At 68.2% G+C, this 23,714-nt stretch carries 10 protein-coding genes and 1 riboswitch; of the genes, 2 read left to right on the forward strand and 8 right to left on the reverse strand.

Annotated elements, in window-relative coordinates:
* A partial coding sequence (locus ACUTR7_RS29035) for an invasin domain 3-containing protein (RefSeq protein ID WP_445610395.1) occupies positions 1-7,683 on the reverse strand: 7,683 nt, incomplete at its 3' end.
* Between the two features lie 659 nt (positions 7,684-8,342).
* A riboswitch (glycine riboswitch) is annotated at positions 8,343-8,453 on the forward strand.
* 92 nt (positions 8,454-8,545) lie between these two features.
* On the opposite strand from ACUTR7_RS29035, the gene ACUTR7_RS29040 reads away from it, so the two are divergent.
* Positions 8,546-9,877, forward strand: a complete 1,332-nt coding sequence (locus tag ACUTR7_RS29040; RefSeq protein WP_445610396.1) for a D-amino acid dehydrogenase — start codon at positions 8,546-8,548, stop codon at positions 9,875-9,877.
* Positions 9,878-9,927: 50 nt separating this feature from the next.
* On the opposite strand, the gene ACUTR7_RS29045 is transcribed toward ACUTR7_RS29040, so the two are convergent.
* From ACUTR7_RS29045 to ACUTR7_RS29060, 4 genes are all read right to left on the reverse strand, one after another.
* Entirely contained in the window at positions 9,928-11,163 is a 1,236-nt protein-coding gene (locus ACUTR7_RS29045; RefSeq protein ID WP_445610397.1) for an FIST signal transduction protein, read from the reverse strand.
* 76 nt (positions 11,164-11,239) lie between these two features.
* Positions 11,240-12,196 carry a PhaM family polyhydroxyalkanoate granule multifunctional regulatory protein gene (locus ACUTR7_RS29050; protein WP_445610398.1) on the reverse strand — a complete coding sequence of 319 codons (957 nt, stop codon included), beginning with the start codon at positions 12,194-12,196 and terminating at the stop codon, positions 11,240-11,242.
* Positions 12,197-12,338: 142 nt separating this feature from the next.
* The gene (locus ACUTR7_RS29055) at positions 12,339-12,851 is read right to left on the reverse strand and encodes a copper chaperone PCu(A)C (protein WP_445610399.1); all 513 of its coding nucleotides are present in this window, start codon (positions 12,849-12,851) and stop codon (positions 12,339-12,341) included.
* 96 nt (positions 12,852-12,947) lie between these two features.
* The gene (locus tag ACUTR7_RS29060) at positions 12,948-13,307 is read right to left on the reverse strand and encodes a hypothetical protein (RefSeq protein ID WP_013800287.1); all 360 of its coding nucleotides are present in this window, start codon (positions 13,305-13,307) and stop codon (positions 12,948-12,950) included.
* Between the two features lie 119 nt (positions 13,308-13,426).
* Here ACUTR7_RS29060 and ACUTR7_RS29065 point away from each other — a divergent pair, with 119 nt between their 5' ends.
* Entirely contained in the window at positions 13,427-14,089 is a 663-nt protein-coding gene (locus tag ACUTR7_RS29065) for a glutathione S-transferase family protein (protein ID WP_445610400.1), read from the forward strand.
* Positions 14,090-14,107: 18 nt separating this feature from the next.
* Here ACUTR7_RS29065 and recD read toward each other — a convergent pair whose 3' ends face one another.
* Genes recD through recC form a run of 3 tightly spaced genes read right to left on the reverse strand, consistent with a single transcriptional unit; the run spans position 14,108 to position 23,678 of the window.
* Positions 14,108-16,303 carry an exodeoxyribonuclease V subunit alpha gene (recD, locus tag ACUTR7_RS29070; RefSeq protein WP_445610401.1) on the reverse strand — a complete coding sequence of 732 codons (2,196 nt, stop codon included), beginning with the start codon at positions 16,301-16,303 and terminating at the stop codon, positions 14,108-14,110.
* The gene (gene recB / locus ACUTR7_RS29075; RefSeq protein WP_445610402.1) at positions 16,300-20,157 is read right to left on the reverse strand and encodes an exodeoxyribonuclease V subunit beta; all 3,858 of its coding nucleotides are present in this window, start codon (positions 20,155-20,157) and stop codon (positions 16,300-16,302) included. Before recB ends, recD begins: the two co-directional genes overlap by 4 nt.
* Positions 20,154-23,678 (reverse strand): exodeoxyribonuclease V subunit gamma, encoded by a 3,525-nt coding sequence (gene recC / locus ACUTR7_RS29080; protein ID WP_445610403.1) that lies wholly within the window; start codon positions 23,676-23,678, stop codon positions 20,154-20,156. Before recC ends, recB begins: the two co-directional genes overlap by 4 nt.
* Positions 23,679-23,714 lie beyond the last annotated feature (36 nt).

Below are 23,714 nucleotides of genomic sequence, written 5' to 3' on the forward strand. Positions count from 1 at the left end.
GCCGGTCGGCACGCCCGTGATGCTGATGCCTGCCGGCACCAGGTCCTTGATGGTCACGCTGGTGGCGGGACCAAACGCTCCAGCCGCATTCGCTACCGTGAAGGCGTAGTTGAACGCAGTCCCCACAGCCAGGCTGCCGGGGTTGGCCTTGGTAACCGTCAGCGCAGGCGTACCCGGTGTGACCGGAGTCACCGGTGTGGAAGCGCAGTCTGTCGTGCAACCCGCCGTCGGATTGACCGGGTTGATGCCACCCGCTGGATCGTAGGAAGCCGTATTCGTGCTTGAGCCCACCGCCGTCGGCACAGCCGGCAGGTTGAAGCTGGTGTTGCCACCCGCTGCGACCGAAGCCGTGAAGCTGACCGTACACGTCAGCACGGAGCTGCCGTTACCCGCAAACGGGAAGGTATTGGGCGTGCAGGTCGCACTGGCCACGTTTGCGCCGGTCGGCACGCCCGTGATGCTGATGCCTGCCGGCACCAGGTCCTTGATGGTCACGCTGTTGGCGGGACCGAAGGCACTGGCGGCGTTGGACACGGAGAACGCGTAGTTGAAGGGCGTACCCACAGCCAGGCTGCCGGGATTGGCCTTGGTGACCGTCAACGCAGGCATGCCTGGCGTGACGTGCGTTGAAGGCGTCGATGCGCAATCGGTCGTGCACCCGGCCGTCGGATTGACCGGACTGATGCCGCCCGACGGATCGTAGGAAGCCGTGTTCGTGCTCGAACCCACCGCCGTCGGCACAGCCGGCAGATTGAAGCTGCTGTTGCTGCCAGCCGCCACCGGCGTGGTGAAGCTCACCGTGCAAGACAGGATCGCCGTGCCATTGCCCACGAAGGGGAAGGTATTGGGCGTGCAGGTCGCACTGGACACGTTCGCACCGCTCGGCACGCCCGTGATGCTGATGCCTGCCGGCACCAGATCCTTGATGGTCACGCTGGTGGCGGGACCGAAGGCACTGGCAGCGTTGGACACGGAGAACGCGTAGTTGAAGGGCGTGCCCACAGCCAGGCTACCCGGGTTGGCCTTGGTGACCGTCAGCGCTGGCGTACCAGGCGTGACCGGCGTGGAAGGCGTCGATGCGCAGTTCGTCGTGCACCCTGCCGTCGGATTGACCGGGTTGATTCCGCCCGACGGATCGTAGGAGGCCGTGTTGGTGCTCGAACCCACCGCCGTCGGCACAGCTGGCAGGTTGAAGCTGCTGTTGCCGCCAGCCGCCACCGGCGTGGTGAAGCTCACCGTACACGTCAGCACGGAGCTGCCGTTACCCGCAAACGGGAAGGTGCTGGGCGTGCAGGTCGCACTGGCCACGTTCGCGCCGGTCGGCACGCCCGTGATGCTGATGCCTGCCGGCACCAGGTCCTTGATGGTCACGCTGGTGGCGGGACCAAACGCTCCAGCCGCATTCGCTACCGTGAAGGCGTAGTTGAACGGCGTGCCCACGGCCAGGCTGCCGGGGTTGGCCTTGGTGACTGTCAGCGCTGGCGTACCAGGCGTGACCGGCGTGGAAGGCGTCGATGCGCAATCCGTCGTGCAACCCGCCGTCGGATTGACGGGGCTGATGCCGCCGGACGGATCGTAGGAGGCCGTGTTCGTGCTCGAGCCCACCGCCGTCGGAACAGCCGGCAGATTGAAGCCGCTGTTGCTGCCAGCTGCCACCGGTGTGGTGAAGCTCACCGTGCAAGACAGGATCGCCGTGCCATTGCCAACGAACGGGAAGGTGTTGGGCGTGCAGGTTGCGCTGGCCACGTTTGCGCCGGTCGGTACGCCCGTGATGCTGATGCCTGCAGGCACCAGGTCCTTGATGGTCACGCTGGTGGCGGGACCGAAGGCACTGGCCGCATTCGCTACCGTGAAGGCGTAGTTGAACGCAGTCCCCACAGCCAGGCTGCCGGGATTGGCCTTGGTGACCGTCAGTGCAGGAGTACCAGGGGTCACCGGCGTGGAAGGCGTGGAAGCGCAGTCTGTCGTACACCCTGCCGTCGGATTGACGGGGCTGATACCGCCGGACGGATCGTAGGAAGCCGTGTTCGTGCTCGACCCCACCGCCGTCGGTACAGCCGGCAGATTGAAGCTGGTGTTGCCACCCGCTGCCACTGCCGCAGTGAAGTTCACCGTGCAAGACAGGATCGCCGTCCCATTGCCCACGAAGGGGAAGGTGTTGGGCGTGCAGGTTGCACTGGCCACGTTTGCACCAGTCGGTACGCCCGTGATGCTGATACCCGCAGGCACCAGATCCTTGATGGTCACGCTGGTGGCAGGACCGAAGGCACCGGCAGCGTTGGACACGGAGAACGCGTAGTTGAACGCAGTTCCCACAGCCAGGCTGCCCGGGTTGGCCTTGGTGACCGTCAGCGCTGGCGTACCAGGCGTGACCGGCGTGGAAGGCGTCGATGCGCAATCGGTCGTGCACCCGGCCGTCGGATTGACCGGGCTGATGCCGCCGGACGGATCGTAGGAGGCCGTGTTCGTGCTCGAGCCCACCGCCGTCGGCACTGCCGGCAGATTGAAGCTGCTGTTGCTGCCAGCCGCCACCGGTGTGGTGAAGTTCACCGTGCACGTCAGCACGGAGCTGCCATTGCCCGCAAACGGGAAGGTGTTGGGCGTGCAGGTCGCACTGGCCACGTTCGCGCCGGTCGGCACGCCCGTGATGCTGATGCCTGCCGGCACCAGATCCTTGATGGTCACGCTGGTGGCGGGACCAAAGGCACTGGCCGCATTGGACACGGAGAACGCATAGTTGAAGGGCGTGCCCACAGTCAGGCTGCCAGGGTTGGCCTTGGTGACACTGAGGTTCACCACGCTCACAAAATGAATTTGTGCGGCGCTTGGCGAATACGCGTTTGCTCCCACGGTGAACGTGCCACCCAGAGTTCCTGCAGGAATGCTGGTGGCGATGCTGTAGGTACCACTTGCTGTACTGGTGGCAGTGATAGAGCAAATGCCCAGAGTTGCGCCACTTGTTCCAGTGGTGCAAGTGGCTGACGCGCCTGCCGCACCACCGTTCAGCTTCACGCCGGCAGCACCGGCAAAGGTGACGACCTCGCCGCCCTTGGGATTGCCACCGGCATCGCGCACATACGCTTCCACCACATCGGTTGCCGTGCCATTTGCCGCCGCGTTGTCGCTCACGACACGCAGGCCCGAATTGCTTGCCGAGGCATTGCCGGCGACAAAGGCCATCGATTGCGGGCTGTTGCCGATGGCAGTTGCACCCACCGTGGCGGCAGCCGAGTAAGTCGATGCGGTCACGCTGGTGAACGACACCGAGCAGGTCGCCGCTGCACCAGCAGTCGTGCAGCTGGCGGTGGCAGGTGCCGCTCCGGCGGGCGTCACGCTGAAGTTCACGACAACGCCGGTGACCGGATTGCCGAACGCATCCTTGGTGACCACGGAAACGACGTCCTGGCCGCCACCGGCTGCCTGGTTGTTCACATCGACCGACATGGTCGAATTGGAGGGATCGACGGCACCTGCCGTAAAGACATAGGCAGCCGTCGCACCGTACGTATTGCCACCGGCGCTGACGCCGCTGCCGCTCAATGCGCCGCTCGCGATGCTTGCGCCGGAAGTGTAGGAACCCGCGACGGTTGTCTTGGCGGTGACTTGGCAGGTACCGGCCGCATTGGTAGTGCAGGTACCGCTGAAGGTGATGTTTGCGGTGGGAGAGAACGTGACAACGCTTCCGGCCACCGGATTGCCGTTGACATCTCCCACAAACGCTTCAAGCACATCTGTCGCCGAGCCATTGGCCGTGACCGGACTGGTGACAGTACGCACCCCCGACCTGGCTGGGTCGGCGGCATTGGCCGTGAAGTTGATCACGGCCGGACTGCCGTTTGCCACGCTCTGGGTGGTGGTGCCGTTGTTGTCCGTGGCTGTGAAGCTCGCCGCACCCGCCACGGTGGATGTCACCGTGATGGAGCAGCGCGCTGGATTCGCATTGGCCGCAATCGTGCAGGAAGTTGCCGACGGCGTGCCGGCGCCGGTATGGACAAAGCCGATGGTGTGGGCGACCGTATCGACGGTTGCATTGCCATTGGCGTCCTGCAGTGCGACGGTCACCGTGCCGGTGCTCGTACCGTCGGCCATCACCGAGAGCGGCGTGGCACTGAGCAGATTGCCACTGGCTGTATTGCTGGGCGGCCCGGCAATGAAGTTGACCGATACCGGACTGCCATTGCTCACGGCCGTTCCGTTGTCCGTTGCCGTGAAACTTGCGGTGCCGACCGTGGCCGATTTCACCGTCACGGAGCAGGTGGCCGGATTGGCATTGGCCGCGATCGTGCACGTGGGTGCGGCCGGCGTGGTCGTGCCCACGCCCGTTTTGGTGAAGACAATCGTGTGCGCCACCGTATCCGTGGCGGGATTGCCATTGGCATCGCGCAGGGCCACGCTGATCGAGCTCGTGGCAGTGTTGTCTGCGACAACGCTGAGCGGACTGGCACTGATCAGGTTTCCATTCGCGCCATTGCTGGGCGAGCCGGCCGTGTAGTTCACCACAGCCGTAGCCGTGGCGGCCGAGCCATTGATGGTGAAGCCAAAGGTGCCACTGCCGACTGCGGTAGGTGCCGTGACGGTTGCCGTGTAAACCCCTGCGCTGCACGAACCCGCGCCGACCGCAGGCGAGCCCTGTGTTCCGCTGTTCAGCGTGAAGGCCACCGTATTGGCACAGGTTGCAATCGAATTGCCTGACGCATCCTTGAGCTGCGCCGTCAATGTGCTGGTTGCAGTGCCATTGGCAATGATCGAGGTCGGACTCGCAACGATGGTCGAGGCACTGGTACTTGGCGGACCCGCCGTGTAGCTCACTGAAGCCGTAGCAACTGCAGCAGAGCCGTTGATGGTGAATCCGAAGATCCCGCTGCCGACTGCCGTGGGCGATGTGACGGTGCCCGTATAGATGCCGGCAGTACACGAGGCCGCGCCCACATTGGGCGTTCCCTGCGTTCCGCCGTTCAGGGTGAATGCCACCGTGTTCGTGCAGGTGTTGATCGGATTGCTGCTGGCATCGACCAGTTGCACGCGCAGCACGCTGGTGGAGCTGCCGTTGGCCACGATCGATGCCGGTGTGGCGACTATCGTCGATGCACTCGTGCTCGGCGTTGCGGCCACATAGGAGACCGTTGCGGTGGCAACAGCCGCAGACCCGTTGATGGTGAACCCGAAGGTGCCGCTGCCGACCAGCACCGGCGATGTCACCGTCCCCGTATACATGCCGGCACTGCAGCCCGTGACGCTGGCGGCAGGAACGCCTTGCGTCCCCGCATTGAGGGTGAAGGCCACCGTATCGGTACAGGTGGTGACAAGGTTGCCTAAAGCATCCTTCAACTGCACGGCCAAGGTGCTGGTGGAGACGCCGTTGGCCGCAATCGATGGCGGACTCGCGGCGATTTCAGACCCGCTCGTGCTGGCCGGCAGCCCGGTGAAGCTGTAAGCAACCGGCGAAGGCTGATAAGTTACTGCGCCAGATACCGGACTTCCACCCAATGGAAGATTGGAGAACGTGGCACCAGCGACTGACGACGACAAGGTCACGGGTGTGGTGAATGTTCCGGCGACACTGCTGCTGGCATTGATTGGAGACGCGCACTTTCCGCTGGAGTTGGTCGTGCAGCTGACTGCGGCGGAGCCGCCATTGAACGTGACACCTGCAGGCGGCGCTGCGAAGGTGACGGTGTCACTGCCCCCTGTCCAGGCATTGCCTTGGCCGTCAACAATGTAGACCTCCAGCAAGTCGCTGCTGCCGACAGGTTGATTGTTGGTCGTCGCCAGAACGCCGGATTTCAGGGCACAGGGAAAACCGGTGACGCTTGCCGCCGTTGAAAGCTGCGAGGTCTGGGCTCCGCCGGAATTGCTGTCCGTCACTGTGACTCGCACCTGGCCGCTGAGATACGAAGGAACGGTCAGCGTTCCCGAGGCTCCGGCCATGGTTTCGGAGCCCAGATAGACCTGCGCATCGTTGACGCCCGCGCCGGTCGGCGACCAAAAGGCTTCCACCGTATACGGTGCCGGCTCGCTCGCATTGGCATTTGCCGTGATATTGAATGTCCAGGTGCAGGCGGCGGTGTCACTGGCGCCGACGCCAAGGGTGGGAGTCCATCCGGTTTGTCCATTGCCCGTCGTCAGCAAACTGATGCCTGAGTTTGCAGCCACAGGCACGGAAAACAGCGTGTTCTGAGAAATCTTGAAGAAATCACGCGTAGTGATACGAATGGCACTTCTCGACTGGCTTGTCATCTTGTTGTTGCCAATCAATCCTGGTGCCGTACCCGTACCACCGATATTCACCCCGTCCCCGCCGCCAGTGAAGTTGTTATCGGTCACCGTCACTACCTGCGTCGTGCCTGAGGCTGCCGTATTCACCGTTGGTGCCGACACATGCGTTGGCGATGACCCGGTATAGGCGGCGATAGGCAGCGAGAAGGTATTACCCGTCACGGCCAGACCAATTCCATTGGCCAGGCTGATCGTTCCATCAACCGACACCACGGCCCTGGGCGCATTTCCACCAGTCGGGCTCAGTGCGATATTCGAATTTTTGATCGTCAATCCGTTGACGGTCATGTTCGACATGACCTGGAAAAACTGCTCGAGCTGCATTCCCCCGATAGGATTGGGCAGATTCGTTACAGTGAAATTATCGACAACAATGTTGGAAACCGTGCCTGTACCGTTGCTTGCGGCAACGGAAATGGCCGAGCCCTTGTTATTGCCGTAATTTCCATTCCATATCGCGGAATTGATCGTGCTATTGGTAAAGAATACGTTTTGTGCGCCTTGATGAATCTCCGCGTACAGCTCGCAGTTGAACGGCGTCCCCTCTCCCGCAGGGGTTGGCGCCACATTCACCAGGCCGACGCGATCAATGGTGACATTGTTCGCCGGGGAGCCAACGACGAATACCGCTTCGCCACAGGTCATGTTGGGCGAATTGGTGAGCGTGATGTTCTTCCCACCAAGATAAAAAGTTTCCCAGGCGGAGTCCGCCCAGTTCTGGACTTGTATGACTCCCCCGAAATCGATGGTCAATGAGCCCGTGCCGGCTGGCACGGTGCCTTTGAGCCAGTACCAGGCACCACCGGCACCAGTGGTGGTGCCCGTATCGCCGCCGCTGATCATCTGGGTTTGACCACAGGCATTGGTGGCTCCCGTCACGGCGCCGGACTGGGCTCCGCTGACGAATGTGTTGGCACAGCGCACGTAAACCGTCTGATTGTCGACATACGGATGGAGGTTTCCCGCCGCATCCTTGGATGTCCCGCTCTGTATGGTTCGTACCGACGTAGACAGTGTCGGCGCAAAGACGATGGAAACATCGGCACTCGGATCCAGCGTTTGTAGCGTGTAGTTGGCTGCCTGAATGGCCGCTCGCAGCGTACATGCGCCAGCAAAGGTACCCCCCAGCGTGCTGACACAGGTGGTTGGTGTCGTTGCATTGGCATTTGGAGCGTCGCTGTTGTCGGTGACCGTGAAAACGATGGTCGCCGCGAGTGCCGTGGATGAAATACCGGCGCACGAAAGCAGCAGCAACGAGAACAAGTACCTCGCTGCACGCCATTTTCGTAAAAACACCGAACTAGGCAGGCGATCAAGAACGCGCATGATATTCCCCATTTTTTCAAGGAAATCAGACAGGAAAATATTTTCCCCAATGGCAATGGCCATCAGTTGTACCCAGCGCATTTGCATCGCCGCACCTCGGATAGTTCTATTTGAGTCAAGAACTCACAACTCACCTTGCAACCGGTGACATTGGAAGTAACAGGGTTTCGCGCAGATCCTGCGCGTCAATCAAAAAAGGTGGATTTCCATCAGCGCTTGCGCACTGCTCCATTGCCCATTGAGCCGGGCACAACTTCAGCCGGGTTTGCGATGCAAATCATTTTTTTCCTCCCTCAACGAACCATATTCACCGTGCTTGTATTTTTTCCAGTGGCGGGCCAGTTTCCATAGACCTTCACCTGTGCAACGGTAAGTCGCCTATCCGACAGATATACAACCCATGGTTACCCCATGGAGGTTCAATCGATCAGAACATGCGCTGTCAAACCACCACACATACCGATAGGCTAAATCATGTTTTTTTCTATTTCAATAGTTTTTTTACATGAAATCGAAGGCTCGTGCCAGCGCTACGAGGGAGGCGCTTGAGCGATATAGGGAATACCCTGAATCGGCCACACCACATACAGGTAGTAACTGGTGGTATCCCCAGTACGACTGGAACCGGCTGCGCAAGCCACATAGAATCGCCCCTGCAGGAGAGCAGGCGGGCACCACGGTGCCGAGCCTCACCGAAGGCGCAAACTCCCATACACGCTCAGGTTCCGTACTGCAAACACAACATGCCGTCTGGAGAGCCGCCGCACGCAATATGCGGCGCACCGAAGGAGCAAGCCCCGTTCCCATGGACGGCGGTGAATCTCTCAGGTACCAAGGACAGGGGGAGCGGCAGCTGCGTCACGACGGACGCCGGCTGCTTGCTATTGAATCCATAGCTACCAGCTTCCGCGTGACCGGCACATGCCTTTGAAAGGGCATTGTCATGCGCGTCATCGTTCTCGGAGCCGGCCTGATCGGCACCGCCTCGGCCTACTATCTGCAATCTCTCGGTCATGAAGTGACCGTCATCGACCGCCAGGCTGCGCCCGGCGCCGAAACCAGCTTTGCCAACGGCGGGCAGATCTCGGTCAGCCATGCCGAACCCTGGGCCAACCCCGGCGCACCGCTGAAGTTGCTGGGCTGGCTGGGCCGGCAGGACGCCCCCCTGCTGTTCCGCCTGCGCGCCGACATGCGCCAGTGGCTCTGGGGTCTGTCCTTCCTGCGCAACTGCACGCCCGCGCGCACGCGCCACAACATCCAGCAGATCGTTCGCCTGGGCACCTACAGCCGCGAGGCCCTGCAGCAGCTGCGGTCGGACACCGGCATCCAGTACGAGCAGCGCATGCAGGGCATCCTGCACTTCTACACGAACGCCCGCGAGTTCGAGGGTGCGCTCAAGCCCACCGAGCAGATGCAGGCCCTGGGCTGCGACCGCCGCCTGATCGACGCCGACGAAGCCGTGCGCCTGGAGCCGGCCCTGGCCCATGTGCGCGGGCAGATAGCGGGCGCCACCTATACGGCCGAGGATGAATCGGGCGACGCCAACCTCTTCACCCGCGAGCTGGCACGCATTGCCACCACCACGGGCGTGCAGTTCCGCCACGGCCACCACGTCATGGCGCTGCGCACCACGGGTGCGGGCGCCAGCCGCCATATCGACCACGTGGAGGTGACCAATGCCGATGGCCGCTACGAACGCATCCAGGGCGACGCCTATGTGCTGGCCATGGGCTCGTTCAGCCCGCTGCTGGCCCAGCCGCTGGGGCTGCACCTGCCCATCTACCCGGCCAAGGGCTACTCCGTGACCCTGCCGGTGCTGGACCCCGCCAAGGCCTACCAGGTCAGCCTCACGGACGATGAGTTCAAGCTGGTGTTCTCGCGCTACACCGGCGCGCGGGGCGACCGCCTGCGCATTGCCGGCACGGCCGAGTTCAACGGCTACGACCGCAACCTGGACCCCGTGCGCTGCGAGGCCATCGTGCGGCGCGTGCAGCAGCTGTTCCCCGGCGCCGGCGATACCGGGCGCGCCCAGTTCTGGAGCGGCCTGCGCCCCGCCACGCCCAGCAATGTGCCGCTGATCGGGCGCTCGCCCATCGCCAACCTGTTCCTGAACACCGGCCACGGCACGCTGGGCTGGACCCATGCCTGCGGCTCCGGCATGGCGCTGGCCGACCTGGTCAGCGGCAGGCAGCCGGCCGTGGATTTCGATTTTCTGGGGGCCGCAGCCATGGACCCGGATCGCAGCGCAGGCACGGTGCGCCCGCGCGCGGTCTGAGGTGCAGACGGTGTGTACCGTGTGTACGGCGTGTACGGCGTGTACGGCGCCTAGGCAGTGAACACCGTCAACACCCCGGCGAAGCGGTGCAGGCGGGCGTCCATGATCTCGGCTTCGGCGACGAAGCCGATCAATGGCACATCGCCCAGTGCGTGGCGCAGGGTGCGCAGTTCGGCATCGGGGCCGCCGAACAGGCCGCCGCCGCGGCCCCGGCAACTGATGTAGATGGCGCCACGGATGCGGGGCTGTGCCTCGCCTTCGGGCGCCGCCTCCTCGGGCTCCGCCGCATCGCGCAGCGCAGCGCCCAGTTGCAGCAGTTCCTGGCGCGCGACCTGGGCCTGGCGGCGGCAGAAGATCACCGAATGCCCGGCCTCCACGGCCGATGACAGGGCCACGCCCTGGCGCAGCGGGTCCAGCCCGACCAGGGTCAGCACCTGGGCCTCTTCGGTGAGCACGCCGTGGGCCATGCCCCGGCCCGGCGGCGCAATGGCCGCCAGCGTGCTGCGCACCGTGGTCAGCGCGGGCTGCCAGTCGCTGCCTTCCAGCTCCACGCCCAGCAGTTGCAGCAGGCACTGCAAGGCCGGATCGCCATTGAGCCCGGTGACCAGGGCGCCGCGCGCCTCGGTGATCTCCAGGCCCTCGCCCAGCGGCACGCAGCCCTGGGCCATGCCCGTGATGCAGGGCACGCCCGCACCGAAGGCCACGCCCGAGAAGCCTCCGCTGAAAATGCCGCGCGCATCCGCATGCTGCGCATGCAGGTCCTCGGTGCGGCAGGCGATCTGCACGCCCTCCACGCCATCGTCCCCGTCATCGCCCACGCCGCCGAACAGCAGGCCGGACTCGGTGCGCTCGGACAGCTCGTACAGCAACTCGGCCAGCTCGGGCTGGCCGCCTCCGGCATGGACCAGGGCCGAATGGGCCGTGAACCCGGCCTCGCCGCCCGGCGCATGCAACGGCGCCAGGCCCGAATACAGGCGGTAGTGCGCCGCCGGCACATCGAGCAGCATCACCGCGAGCGCGGAACCGGACAGGTATTCATGGGACATGGCCAGCACGCCACCGGCCGAGCAGCCAGCCCAGTCCGCCACATGGGGCAAGGCCCTGGCCAGATGCTGCAGCAACGGTCTTGCATGGGCGGCATGCGCGTGGGACAGGTACACCAGGCCCAGTCGGGGCCGCTGCGCGTGGCCCGGATCGGCCATCTGCGAGCGCAGTTGCAGCAGCACCGCATCGGCCGCGGCGCGCCAGTCGGAATGGCTGGCATGGCCTACAGGAAACAACGACATTCCAACCTTCTTTCTAGCCCTGCCAGCGCCCGGCTTGCGGAGGGCTCTAGACCATCCATGGGAGCCGCCGTGCCGCTCAGCGCGGTGGCCGGCTCTTGGCCGGCGACTTGCCTGCGGCCGGTGCCTTGGCTGTTGTCTTTGCGGTGGTCTTTGCCGCCGTCTTCCTGGCCGCTGCCTTGGCTGGCGCTTTGGCTGGAGCTTTGGCTGGCGCTTTCGCAGCCGCCTTGGCGGCTCCGGCCGGGGCCTTGGCCGCCGGTGCAGCCGCCTTGCCTGCCTGCGCGGCGAAGGCGCCAGCCTGGGCCGTCATGCGGTCCATGGCGGCCTTGGCGATGTCGCCGGCCATGCCGGTGGCGCGCTGTGCGGCAGCCACGGCCTCGGGGGCCATGGGCTCGGCCATGGCCTTGGCGGCGATCTGCTGGAATTGCTGGGTCAGTGCGCCCCACCATTGCATGGCCTGGCCCATGGCGGCGGCCTGGGCCGGCTCGTCCTTGGGCGCAGAAGCCTCGGGGCCGGAGGCCTTGCTGCCGGCATCCGCGGATGCAGCGGCCGCAGCAGCTGCAGGCGGCTCGGCAGGGGGCTGCGCGGGCGCGGCCTGCGGCTTTTCCTGCTTGCCGGCCTTGCCGGCGGAGGACATGGGCCAGTCCGAGTGGTCGGACTGCCCCGCGCTGGCGGCGCCCTTGCCCGCAGTGGCTGCAGCAGCGGTGGCGGCCGCAGCGGCGGGGAACTGGAAGGCCTGCGCCAGTTCGCCCATGCTGACGTTCATGCCCTGCAGGGTGGACAGCGTCATGCGCTGCACTTCCAGGGCCTGGATGGTGGCGGCCAGCGCCTTGCCATTTTGGTCCAGCCAGAACTGCACGGCCTTGAGTTCGGTGATGCGCTTGTCCACCTCCTCGATGCTCACCGTGGGCGCCACCCATTCGGGCAGGCGCCCCAGGGGCCGGGCCGTGGCCGATCCCGCGCTCTGGGCCAGGCCCTGCAGGAAGTCGAAACCGGGGATGAACTTGCCGAAACCGAAGGAGGACGCGTCACTCATGGCAGCACTCGCTAGGACTGGGTTGGAAGAGCATGCCGGCGAAGGATGCCGGCCATGCTCCCAGCTTAACCCAGGCACACGCCAAGTCCACGGCAAGTCATGCGCATGCGGCTGCGCACAAACCCGGTGCAATGGCGCTGGCTCAGTGCGAATGGCCTACGTGGCCGCCGCCGTGGCCCGCTGCCGGGGCAGCCGCCGCGCCGGGCGCCATGGCGCGCACGGGGACCTGCAGGCTCAGGCGCGAGGTTTCGCCCTTGGCATCCTTGAACACCAGGGTGATGGGCACCTGGCTGTCCTTGAGCAGCGGGCTCTTGAGCTGCTGCAGCATGACGTGGTAGCCGCCGGGCTTCAGGTCCACGGCCACGCCCTTGGGCAGGTCCAGGCCGTCGATGGCGCGCATGCGCATCACATCGCCTTCCATCTTCATTTCATGCACCTCGGCCACGCCAGCGGCGGGCGACTCCACGCCCACCAGGCGCAGCGGCTCCTCGGCCGTCAGGCGCATGAAGGCGCCCGTGGCCTGCTGGCCCGGCACGCTGGCACGCGCCCAGGCGGCGTCGGCCTTGACGTGGGCGGCATCGGCATGGGCATGGGCCAGGCCCATGGACAGGGAGGCGGCGATCAGGAAAGGGGTGGTCCATTGACGCAGTGTCATCACGGTTTCTCCAGAAAATTCAATACGTTGCTGCACGGTCTGTGTGCCTTGCAAAAACAAAAGCCAAGCGAAAGAGGCAGGGATTGAAATGGGGAGTCACCGGGGCGGGGCGCGGGCCTGCGGCAAGGCCGGCATGGCCACGCTGTGGACGGAGGCCGGGTGCGCCCGTGGCTGCGCATCTGCCATCAGCGGTGCCGGGGCCGCACTGCACCGGGCGGGCGGCGGCGCCAGCGGGGGCAGGCACAGCGGGCAGTCGATGCCGTGGCTGCCGGCAAGGGCATTGTCCTGACCGGCCGGCGATGGCACCCAGACCGATTCGCCAGCGGCCGAGCACAGGCGCTCCCAGCCCGAGGCACGCGCCAGCGGCGCAAACGCCGATGCCAGCGCCACGCACAGCCACAGCCCCAGCACCCAGCGGGCGCAGGCAGCCAAGGTGGAGGGCAGGCGAAGCGGCATGGCGCCATTCTAGGGGTCTGCCCCAGTCGTCATCTCCGGGACCGCGCCATGCCCTGCCCGCCCCTACCATCACAGGCGCGCACCCTCGCCTTCACCACAAACAACCCAAGGAGACACCCATGCTCACCCTGTGCGGATTCGCGGCCAGCAACTACTACAACAAGGTCAAGCTGGCCCTGCTGGAAAAGCAGCTGCCCTTCAACGAGGAACTGGACTGGCTGGGCGAGACCGACATGGCACTGTCGCCGCTGGGCAAGGTGCCGTACCTGCGCATCGACGACGGCCGGGGCCTGTGCGAGTCGGCCGCCATGGTCGAGTACGTGGAGACGCTGTCGCCCTCGCCGGCCCTGCTGCCGACCGACGCCTTCGAGGCCGCCAAGGTGCGCGAGCTGTGCGTGTACCTGGACCTGCACCTGGAGCTGGTGGCGCGCATCCTCTACCCGCAGGCCTTCTTCGGCGGCCAGGTCAGCGACTCCACCCGGGAACGCACGCTGGCCCAGCTCGACAAGAACGTGGCGGCCTTCGCCAAGCTCGCGCGTTTCTCACCCTTTGTGGCGGGCGACAGCTTCACGCTGGCCGACTGCTGCGCCATCGTCCACCTGCCCCTGGTCAGCGCGGCCAGCAAGATCGTTGGCGGGCGCGACGTGCTGGCCGACCTGCCCGTGCGCGAGTACCTGGCGCGCATGGCCGAGCGGCCCACGGTGCAGCAGGTCAATGCCGACCGCAAGACCAATACGGCGCTGATGATGTCCCGCTACGCCAGCGACAAGACTCCGGCCTGAGCCGCCGCCCTGCCCGCCTCAGTCCTGCAGCCAGCGCAGCAGCCCGCTGGCGCGCTGCGTGGGGCTGCCAACGGCCGAGGCCAGCAGGCCCGGCACCTCGGAGAACAGCGAGAAGGCCTGGCGGGCGCGCGTGATGCCGGTGTAGACCAGCTCGCGCCCCAGCACGCTGCCACCGCGCGAGGGCAGCACCAGGGCCGTGTGCTCGAACTCCGAGCCCTGGCTCTTGTGCACCGTCATAGCGAAGGCGGTCTCCACATGGGCCAGGCGGCTGACACCGACCGAGCGCAGCTCGTCACCCTGCAGGAAGTACACGCGCAGCGGCTGCCCGGGCCCACCCTGCGGCCCCCCCTGTGACCCGCCATGCGACCCACCCGGCAGCGCAATGCCGATGTCGCCGTTGAACACGCCCAGCTGCGCATCGTTGCGCGTGACCATGACGGGCCGGCCCGCATACCATTCGCCGCTGCGGCGGATCGCGCCCTGCGCTTCCAGGGCCTGCTCCACCGCCCGGTTGAGGCCGGACACGCCCCAGTCCCCCTCGCGCACGGCGCACAGCAGCCGGAAGCGCTCGAAGGCCTGCAGCACGTCGACCACCCAGGCCCGGTGCGCGGCCTCGTAGTCGCCGTCCGCAGCCGGCCTGTTTTGCAGCGCCCTGGCATACAGCGCATAACTGGCCAGGCCGCCGCGCCCGCGCACGGCCAGTTCGGTCACGGCCTGCACGCCGCCGCCCTGGCGCTCCCAGAGTTCGGAGTGCGTACCGCCTTGCGTGCCGGCATCGAGCAAGGCCTGGGCCTGCGCGGCGTGGCCGGCATTCACGGCGCGCGCCAACTGGCCGATGGGGCCACCGAAGCGCCGGCTTTCGCGCAGCATGACGGTGTGCTGCGCAAGAGCCGGCGGCCGGTCGCCTGCCGGCGCCGCGAACTGCGGCGGCACCGCCTGGCCGGCCACGCGCAGCGCATAGTCCAGCGTGTCCGGCAGGTAGCGTCCTGCCTGGGCATCGCGGCACAGGTCGCCCAGCACGGCGCCCGCCTCCACCGATGCCAGCTGGTCCTTGTCGCCCAGCAGCACCAGGCGGGCGCCGGCCGGCAGTGCCTCCAGCAGCGCCGCCATCATCTCCAGGTGGACCATGGAGGCCTCATCGACGATGAGCACGTCCACGTCCAGTTGCCGGCCCGCATGGAATCCCCAGTGCCGTGTATCGGGCCGCGCACCCAGCATGGAGTGCAGGGTGCGCGCCGCGCCCATGCGCTGCACCAGGCCCGCCAGGTCGATCTCGCCGCCCATGCTGCCCTGCAATTGCAGCAAGGCCCCGTCAATCGATTGCTTCAGACGCGCGGCCGCCTTGCCCGTGGGCGCGGCCAGGGCCACGCGCAGCTGGCCGGCGTCGGGCGCCGTGGCAAACAGCAGGGCCAGCAGCCGCGCGGCGGTATAGGTCTTGCCGGTGCCGGGGCCGCCCGTGATCACCGACAGCCGGCCGCGCAGCGCCAGCGCGCAGGCCAGCTTCTGCCAGTCCACGGGGCCGCCTTCCGCCGCAGGCGGGAACAGGCGGTCCAGCCAGTGGCGGGCCAGGGCTTCGTCCAGCGGCTGGGCGGCCACGGCCTGCGCCGCCGTGCGCTGGATGACATGGGTGGCCACGGCGCGCTCGTAGTCCCAGTAGCGGCGCAGGTACAGCAGCGGCGCGGGGCCGTCGGCACCGGCCAGCACCAAGGGCTGGCCACGGTCCTCGCCGCCATCCTGCCCCGCGTCGCCGACCACGCGCACCACGGGGCTGGCACCCAGCGCCGCCACCCAGCCGGACAGGCGCGCGGGCAGCATCTGCCACAGGGCCTGCTGCGCGGGCAGCGCCTCGGCGGGCCAGGCCAGCACGTCGTTGGGATTGCCGGCCAGCGGTGCCATGGGCAGGCAGCTGTGGCCGCGCCCCTCCATCTGCGCCAGCAGCGCGGCGGCCACCAGCAAGGCGGGCCCGGCCTGCGCATCCTGCCCGGCGACGAAGGAGGCCAGCGCCGCATCCAGGCGCCGCAGCAGGCCGGCATCGGCCCAGCGGCGCAGCAGGGCCAGCACTTCATTGGTGTCTGGCGGCACGGCGCCCGGCGGTTTGCCGCCCAGCGATGCGTCGCCCGGCGAGTCGTCGCCCGGCGGCTCGCCGCTCGGCCGTTCATCGAACAGGTCCAGCGTGGCCGTATCGACGGTCCGCGAACGGGGGCGCGGGCTCATGGTGGCTCCTGCATATCGGCGCGGCCGGGGCCGAGCAGTTCATCGAGCGCATCGAGCAGTGGCAGCTCGGGCGCCATGGCATGCATGCCACCGGCCGGGCCATCGATGCCGCGCAGAAAGTAGTACAGCGCGCCGCCCAGCTGGCGCTGCGGCTCGTAGGCCGTGCCCAGGCGGCTGCGCAGCAGCCGGTGCAGGGCCAGCAGGTAGAGCGCGGCCTGCACGTCGTAGCGGTGGTGAAGCATGGCGCGGGCCAGGGCCTCCTGGCCATATGCGGCGCCGTCCGGGCCCAGGTGGTTGCTCTTGTAGTCAAGCACCCAGTAGCGGCCCTCGTGGCAGAACACCAGGTCGGCAAAGCCCATGAGCATGCCGTGCAGCGAGCGCTGGGGCAGCGCAGGCCGCTCCTGCCCCGGCAGGATGAAGCGCCGGCACAGCTGGTCGATGCGCTCGGCCGGCAGCTGGCGCGCGGGCAGCCAGAACTCCATCTCGGACAGTTGCGGGCCCAGCGTGGCCAGCGTGACATCGAGCGGCGCCAGCGGCTGGTGGACCACGGCCGTGAGCCAGGCCAGCAGGTCGCGCGCCTGCTCGCCCCGGCCCGCGCGCTCGCAGCGGCGCACCAGGCGATCAGCGAGCGCGCCCTGGCCGTCCACGGGCAGGGCAAAGTCTTCGCCGCCCAGCCATTCAAGCTGGTCGTGCACGAAGTTGCCGACCACGGGACCGCGCAGAAAGCGGTGCCAGACCGCAGGCCCGCCGGCCGGTCCATCCTGCAGGGGCTGCAGGGGCTGCAGGCCCGCCAGGCCGACGATGTCCGCCAGTTCCGGCGATGGGGGCGGCTCCAGCGCCTGCTCATCCTCGGCCGGGCGCTGCACGGCCACGGGCAGCACGGGCAGGCTGGGCGCGGCCATGGCGCGCACCAGGGCCGAGAAGCTGCCGATGCCCCAGCGGGTGTCGAAGCGCGCGTCGTAGGCCGGGGCATCGTGCAGCGGGGTGGCGCCAGCCGGGGGCTGCCAGCGCGTGCGCTGCAGTGGCCCGGCATCCAGGTCGCGCCAGGCCATGTGCGGGTCTTCGCCGCACAGCTGCTGCAGGCCGTCGCGCCAGCCCTGGGCCGAGCGCGGCTCGGTGCCGCCCAGCAGGTAGCCGGCTGCGCCCTGCTCGTTCACGCAGGCCTTGCCGTTGCCGCGCTTGAGCGGGGCCAGGCCCAGCCACAGCGCATGGCGCGGGCGGGTGAGCGCCACGTAGAACAGGCGCAGGTCCTCGCGCAGCCGCTCGCGGTCGGCCTGGGCAAGGTCCTCGTAGCTGAAGTCCAGCAGCAATCGGCGGGCCGGAGCCGCATCGTCTTGCGACTCGTCCTGCGCGGACAGGGTCAGGAACGGCGTTCTGGCCCGTTCCATGGGGCGGAAGCTGCCCGCAAACGGCAGGCAGACCAGCGGGTACTCCAGGCCCTTGCTCTTGTGCACGGTGACGAGCTTGACCAGGTCGGCATCGCTTTCCAGACGCACCACCTGCTCTTCGCTGCCGCTGCCCGGCGTCTCGATCTGGGTGGCCAGCCAGCGGATCAGGGCCTGCTCGCCCTCCAGCTGGGCGCTGGCGGTCTGCAGCAGCTCGGCCAGGTGCAGGTAGTTGGTCAGGCGCCGCTCGCCGCCCATGGCCGGGTCCTGCAGCCAGCGCACGGGCAGGTCCAGCCGGTACAGGGTCTGGCGCAGCATGGCCAGCACGCCCAGGCGCAGCCAGATGCTGTGCAGTTCGCGCAGCTGCTCGCTGCGCACGTCAAAGGCTTCCTCGTCGGCGGCCAGCCAGGCCAGCTCGTCCAGCGACAGGCCGATGAGCCGCGTGGCCAGGCCCGCGCGCACGGCCTGGGCATCCAGCGGCGCGGCAACGGCGCGCAGCCAGTACAGCAGGTCATGGGCCTCGTCGCTGGCAAACACCGAATCCTGGTCCGACAGGTAGACCGAGGCCACGGCGCGCGCCTGCAGCTCTCGGCGCACGGCGGCCGCCTCTCGGCCCGTGCGCACCAGCACGGCGATGTCGGCAGGCCGCAGGCGCACAAGGCGGCCATCGGGCTGCACAAAGCCGGCCTGCGGGTCGGCCAGCCACTGCACGATCTGCTCGGCGCAATGGGCCGCAAAGCGCCGCCGCACCTCGTCGGCCGACAAAGGCAGGGGAATGCCGGTGTCCTCGTCGCGGCCCGCACTCCAGGCCACGGTGAGGGCGGGCATGGTGCCGTCGCGCGTGTGCAGCAGCTCGCGCCGGCCCTGGGCGGCCACGGGCTCGAACGGCAGCGGGTTGTGGCTGCCGCGCCGGAACATGAAGGCGCCCTCGCCCGGCCGCTGCTCGGCCTGCGCGAACCAATGGTTGACGGCGCCCACCAGTGCCTGGGTGGAGCGGTAGTTGGTGCCCAGCACGTAGTGGCGGCCCTCGGTGGCGCGGCGCGCCTGCAGGTAGCTGTGGATGTCGGCGCCGCGAAAGCCGTAGATGGACTGCTTGGGGTCGCCGATCAGCAGCAGGGCGCTGTGCGGGTCGTTGGCCGCCGTGCGGTAGATCTGGTCGAACAGGCGGTACTGCAGCGGCGAGGTGTCCTGGAATTCATCGATCAGCGCCACCGGGTACTGGGCCAGGATGCGCTCGCGCAGCACGGCGCCGTTGTCGCCGGCCAGGGCCGTGTCCAGGCGCTGCAGCATGTCGGCAAAGCCGAAGCTGCCGGCCTGGCGCTTGAGGTGGGCCAGCCGCTGCGCCACGCGCGCGGCCGCATGCAGGCGCACGGCCACGCTGACGGGCGGCAGTTGCTCCAGCTGCAGCAGCAGCGCCTGCAGCTCGGCCAGTTCCAGCGGCATGAGCACATCGCCGGCCGATCCCTTGAAGGCCTCGGCCAGGCCCTCGGGGCTGAGGCGGTGGCGCGCGGCCTCGGTCAGCGCCAGCGGGCCGTCCAGCGGCGCGCGCGACCAGTCGGCCAGCGCGGCCAGCCAGCCGGTGTAGCGCGCGGGCTGCAGCTTGCGCTTGTCCCACAGCGCGCCATGGCCGTCGAGCTGTCCATCCAGCCACAGCTGCAGGCGCTGTGCCTTGTCGTCCCAGCCGGCCGCCAGGGCCAGCAGGCGGCTGCGGCGCTGTTCCATGGCGCGCTGCAGGCAGTCGGCCAGGCTGCCCTCGCCCGCGCCGGGCACGGGGGGCTCGCGCAGCAGGGCGCGCATGTCATCGACCAGGGCGCCGACGTGGGGCCAGATCTTCAGGACCTCGTCCAGCAACTCGTCGGACAGCGGGTAGCACTGCTGGCGCCAGTAGTCCTGCGCGGCCTCGGTCTGGCGCTGGCTTTCGTCGGGCTCCAGCGTTTCGTCGAAGAGGTTGCCGCTGTCGAAGGCATGCTCGCGCAGCATGCGCTGGCACCAGGCGTCGATGGTGTGGATGGCCGCGTCGTCCATGCATTCGGCCGCCATGGCTAGGCGCCAGGCCGCGCGTTCACGGGCCGCGCCTTCGGGGTAGGCCTCGCGCAGCGCGTGCAGGAAGGCGTCGTGGGGCGCGGGCTCGGCCTGGCCGCGAAAGCACTGCACGGCCTCGATCAGGCGCTTGCGTATGCGGTCGGACAGCTCGCGCGTGGCCGCGCGCGTGAAGGTCATGACGAGGATGTCGGGCGGCATCAGCGGGCGCTCGAAGGCCGTGCTGCTGATGCCGTCCAGGCTGCCCTCGCCATGCCCCAGCACCAGGCGCAGGTAGAGCGCGGCGATGGTCCAGGTCTTGCCGGTGCCGGCGCTGGCCTCGATCAGGCGGCTGCCCCACAGCGGGAAGCGCTGCGCGTCGAGCACATGGCTGGTCACGTCGCCGTCCACATCGCCGGTCACGGCGCCGATCATTTCGCTCGCGCTCATTGCGCATCCCCCTGGTACGGCAGGACCTGCACCTGCGCGGCCACCCAGTCGAGCAGCGGCCCGTGGGCGGCATGGGCCAGGGCCTCGAAACGGCCATCGGCGCTCAGGCGTTCGAAGTCCGGGTAGCAGCGGGCCCAGGACGGGTCCTCGCCTTCGCCGCCGACCAGATGACCACCCTCATAGGCCTGCTGTGCCGCAGCGGGAAAGCCTTCGGCCATGGCCAGGCCGCTGCGCAGCGGCAGGGGCAGCGGGCCGTTCTGGCCTTCGCGCCACAGGGCCATCAATTCACGCAGCCGTGCCAGCGCGTCGGAAGGGTCCATGGGCAGCACCTGCACCAGGCCGTCGCGCGCCACCACGCGCAACTCGGCCTGTGAGCCGCTGGCGGCCAGCGCCAGGCTGCGCAGGTAGACCGGCATGAGCTTGTCGGCATGGGGCCTGCCCTTGGCATTGAGCAGGTTGCGCGGGTCCAGCAGCAGCCAGCACTGTGCGTCGTCCGCATCGGGGGGCTCTTCGGTTTCGCAGGACTGGCGCAGCCCGTCGATCCAGTCGTCGAACACCAGGCCATCGTCCTCGATCAGCAGCCGCCTGCGCGGCGCGGGATGGGCATACCGATCCAGTTGCTGGCGCCAGGCCCGCAGCGAAGGCGTGACCGAGGACTGCAGCGCCCGCGCGCCGCGCTCGCCCAGCCCCGCCAGCGGCAGCCGCCCCGAGCGCGTGAGGCGCGCCACGGCCGCTCGCACGCTGTCTTCCATGGCCTGGGGCGCCTGCCCGGGCTCGTCCAGGCTGGCCGCCACCTGCTGCTGCAACTGCTGCAGCAGCAGGTATTCGGTCAGGCCGTCGAGCTGGAACAGTTCCTCGTCCACCACGGGGTTGTCCTCCTGCTCGAAGCGCACCTGCAGGCGCTGGCGCAGGTAGGCGCGCGCCGGGTGGCGCAGGAAATCGGTGAGCCGGGCCAGCGTCAGCGGCGCCGAGGCGTCGGGGACAAAGGGCGGGCGCGGCTGCGCGGGCAGCGGAGGCAACGCGTCCGTGCCGTCCGACTGCGCATGCGCGGCCCGCCACTCGCGCGCATAGGTGGTCCACGGCGAACCTTCTTCGAAATAGCGGCGGCTGAAGGGCTGCAGCGGGTGCTGCTGCGTGCGCTGCGCCAGCAGCGGCTGGCCGCCTTCGCCGCGCCAGCCCGTCTCCAGGTAGTCGCGCAGCTGGGAGACCAGGACCGAGGGCGGCTGCTCGCTGTTGTCGCGCACATGGTGGCCGGTCCAGCTGATGTAGAGCGCGCGGCGTGCGGACAGCAGGGCTTCGAGCATGAGCTGGCGGTCATCGTCGCGGCGCGCGCGGTCGCCGGGGCGCTGCTGACCAGGCAACGCCATCAGGTCGAAGTCGCTGCGCATGGCGCGGCGCGGATAGTCGCCATCGTTCATGCCCAGCAGGCAGACCACCTCGAAGGGAATGGCCCGCATGGGCATCAGCGTGCAAAAGGTCACGCCACCGGCGCGAAAGCGCTGCGACAGCGAGGGCTGCTCCAGCGCCTGCATCCAGGCCTCCTGAGCCACGCCCAGTTCCACGGCGTCCGCATAGCCGGCCTGCTCGCAGGCGCGCTGCCAGTCCGTGAGGGCGGCGTCCAGCGCGGCCAGCATGGCCTCGTCCTCATCGTCCTGCGCCTTGAAGAAGTCCTGCAGCAGTGCGCGAAAGCGCTGCGCCCAGACCTCGGGCGTGGCGGGCCGCCCGGCCTCACGCCACCAGGCCAGCATGCGCTCCAGCAGCGCGGCCAGCACGCCGGCCAGCTCGGCCGACAGGCCGCCCACTTCGTCATAGGGCTCGATGCCGCCAAAGGCCTGGCCGTCCTGCGCCACGCCGCCGGCATAGCCCAGCAGCATGCGCTGCAGGCCGAACCAGGCGCTGTTGTGCTCGCCACAGGCCTGCAGGCCCAGGGCGCCACGCTGCGGCGCATTGAGTCCCCAGCGGATGCCGGCCCCGGCCATCCAGCGCGTGAGCTGGGGCAGGTCGTCGGCCGCCAGCCCCATGCGCGCGGCAATCGCGGGGACGTCCAGCAGGTCGCACAGCTCGCTGAGCCGGCAGCGCTGCTGGGGCAGGCGCAGCAGCCATTGCAGGGCCACGGCCAGCGGGCTGCTGGCGCGCGCACCCAGGTCGGCGATGTCGAAGGGAATATGGCGCGGGTCATGGCGGCCGTACTGGCCGAAGACCGCACGTATCGAGGGCGCTGCCGTCTCTATGGACGGGAGCATGACCACCACGTCACGCGGGGCCAGCGGCGCTTGCCCTGGCTGGGCAGGATCCGGTGGCCGGGCCAGCATCTGCAGCAGCTGGTCGTGCAGCACTTCCAGCTCGCGCACCACGCTGTGGGCGCTGTGAAAGACGATGGAGCGGTCGGCCCGCGCCACCTCCAGCGGCGGGTGCTCGGCCAGCGGCACCAGGTCGCGGATGCGCTGCTGCACCTGGGCCAGCAGCGGCGCGGTGCGCAGGTCCTCGGCATCCGTCTCGTCGAACAGGTCCACGCGTGGCATCTGCAGCTGCGCGGCGGCACCCGTGGTGTCGAAGGCGTCGAGCTGGCGCACATAGTCGCGGCTTTGCCGGCCCCAGGCGGCCAGCAGCGGATGGGCGTGGGCGTGCATGGCCTCCAGCGGCAGCTGCGCCAGATCACGCCCGCCGCGCAGCGGCTGGCGGCGCCGCGCCATGCGCAGCAGCTCGCGCCCGTCGATGGCGTCGGCCCAATGGAAGCGGCAGGGATTGGGCACGGCCAGCAGCACCTGGCTGTGGCGGGCAATGGCGGCCAGGAATTCCAGCAGGCTCAGCGGCAACTGGCTGATGCCGAACACCACCACGCGGCGCGCCAGCGGCGCGGCCGGCGCCTCGCCGGACTGCAGCGCGGCCAGCACCCTGCCCTGCAGGCGCGCGCGCGTGGCGCCGCGCTGGTCCTCGTCCAACTCGGCCAGCACGGCGCGCCACAGGCGCGGCTGCCACTGCTGGCCTTCGGGCACCGGGACGTCCGCCACACCAGGGCGCAAGGGCATGGGCAGCACGTCATGCCCGGCCTCCCAGGCGTCCAGCCAGTCGGCGCGGTAGATCTGGTATTGGTCGAAAAGGTCGGCCAGGCGCTGGGCCAATTGCAGCAGCCGCTCGGGCTCGCCGGGGCGCAGAAAGCCTGCAATGGGGGCGAAGGCCGGGTCATGAAGGCACTGCGGCAGCAGGCGCATGAGCCGCCAGGTCATGGGTGTCTTGTCCAGCGGCGATTCGCGCGGCACGGCCTGGCGGCCCAGCACCTGGCGGTAGCTGCGCCACACAAAGCGCGCGGGCAGTTCCACGCGCGCGGCGGCGCACACGCCCAGCTGCTCGGCCATGCGCATCTTGAACCACTCGGCCATGCCGTTGCTCTGCACCAGCACCACCTCGGGCTCCAGCACATCCAGCGGGTGCGCAGCCAGCCATGCCAGCACCGTGTCGGCCAGCACCTCCGTCTGATTCCCGTGCAGGGCGATCAAGCCCGGCTGCCAATGCGATGCCACCTCTGCGCCCCCGTGCTCCAAGCCATGCGAGCAGTG

This window comes from Delftia sp. NA_296.1 (assembly GCF_052692095.1).

Bases quoted from the DNA above. Each gene is read 5' to 3' on its own strand.
- ACUTR7_RS29040 (WP_445610396.1), top strand. From the start codon at position 8,546: ATGCGCGTCATCGTTCTCGGAGCCGGCCTGATCGGCACCGCCTCGGCC.
- ACUTR7_RS29045 (WP_445610397.1), bottom strand. From the start codon at position 11,163: ATGTCGTTGTTTCCTGTAGGCCATGCCAGCCATTCCGACTGGCGCGCC.
- ACUTR7_RS29050 (WP_445610398.1), bottom strand. From the start codon at position 12,196: ATGAGTGACGCGTCCTCCTTCGGTTTCGGCAAGTTCATCCCCGGTTTC.
- ACUTR7_RS29055 (WP_445610399.1), bottom strand. From the start codon at position 12,851: ATGACACTGCGTCAATGGACCACCCCTTTCCTGATCGCCGCCTCCCTG.
- ACUTR7_RS29060 (WP_013800287.1), bottom strand. From the start codon at position 13,307: ATGCCGCTTCGCCTGCCCTCCACCTTGGCTGCCTGCGCCCGCTGGGTG.
- ACUTR7_RS29065 (WP_445610400.1), top strand. From the start codon at position 13,427: ATGCTCACCCTGTGCGGATTCGCGGCCAGCAACTACTACAACAAGGTC.
- recD (WP_445610401.1), bottom strand. From the start codon at position 16,303: ATGAGCCCGCGCCCCCGTTCGCGGACCGTCGATACGGCCACGCTGGAC.
- recB (WP_445610402.1), bottom strand. From the start codon at position 20,157: ATGAGCGCGAGCGAAATGATCGGCGCCGTGACCGGCGATGTGGACGGC.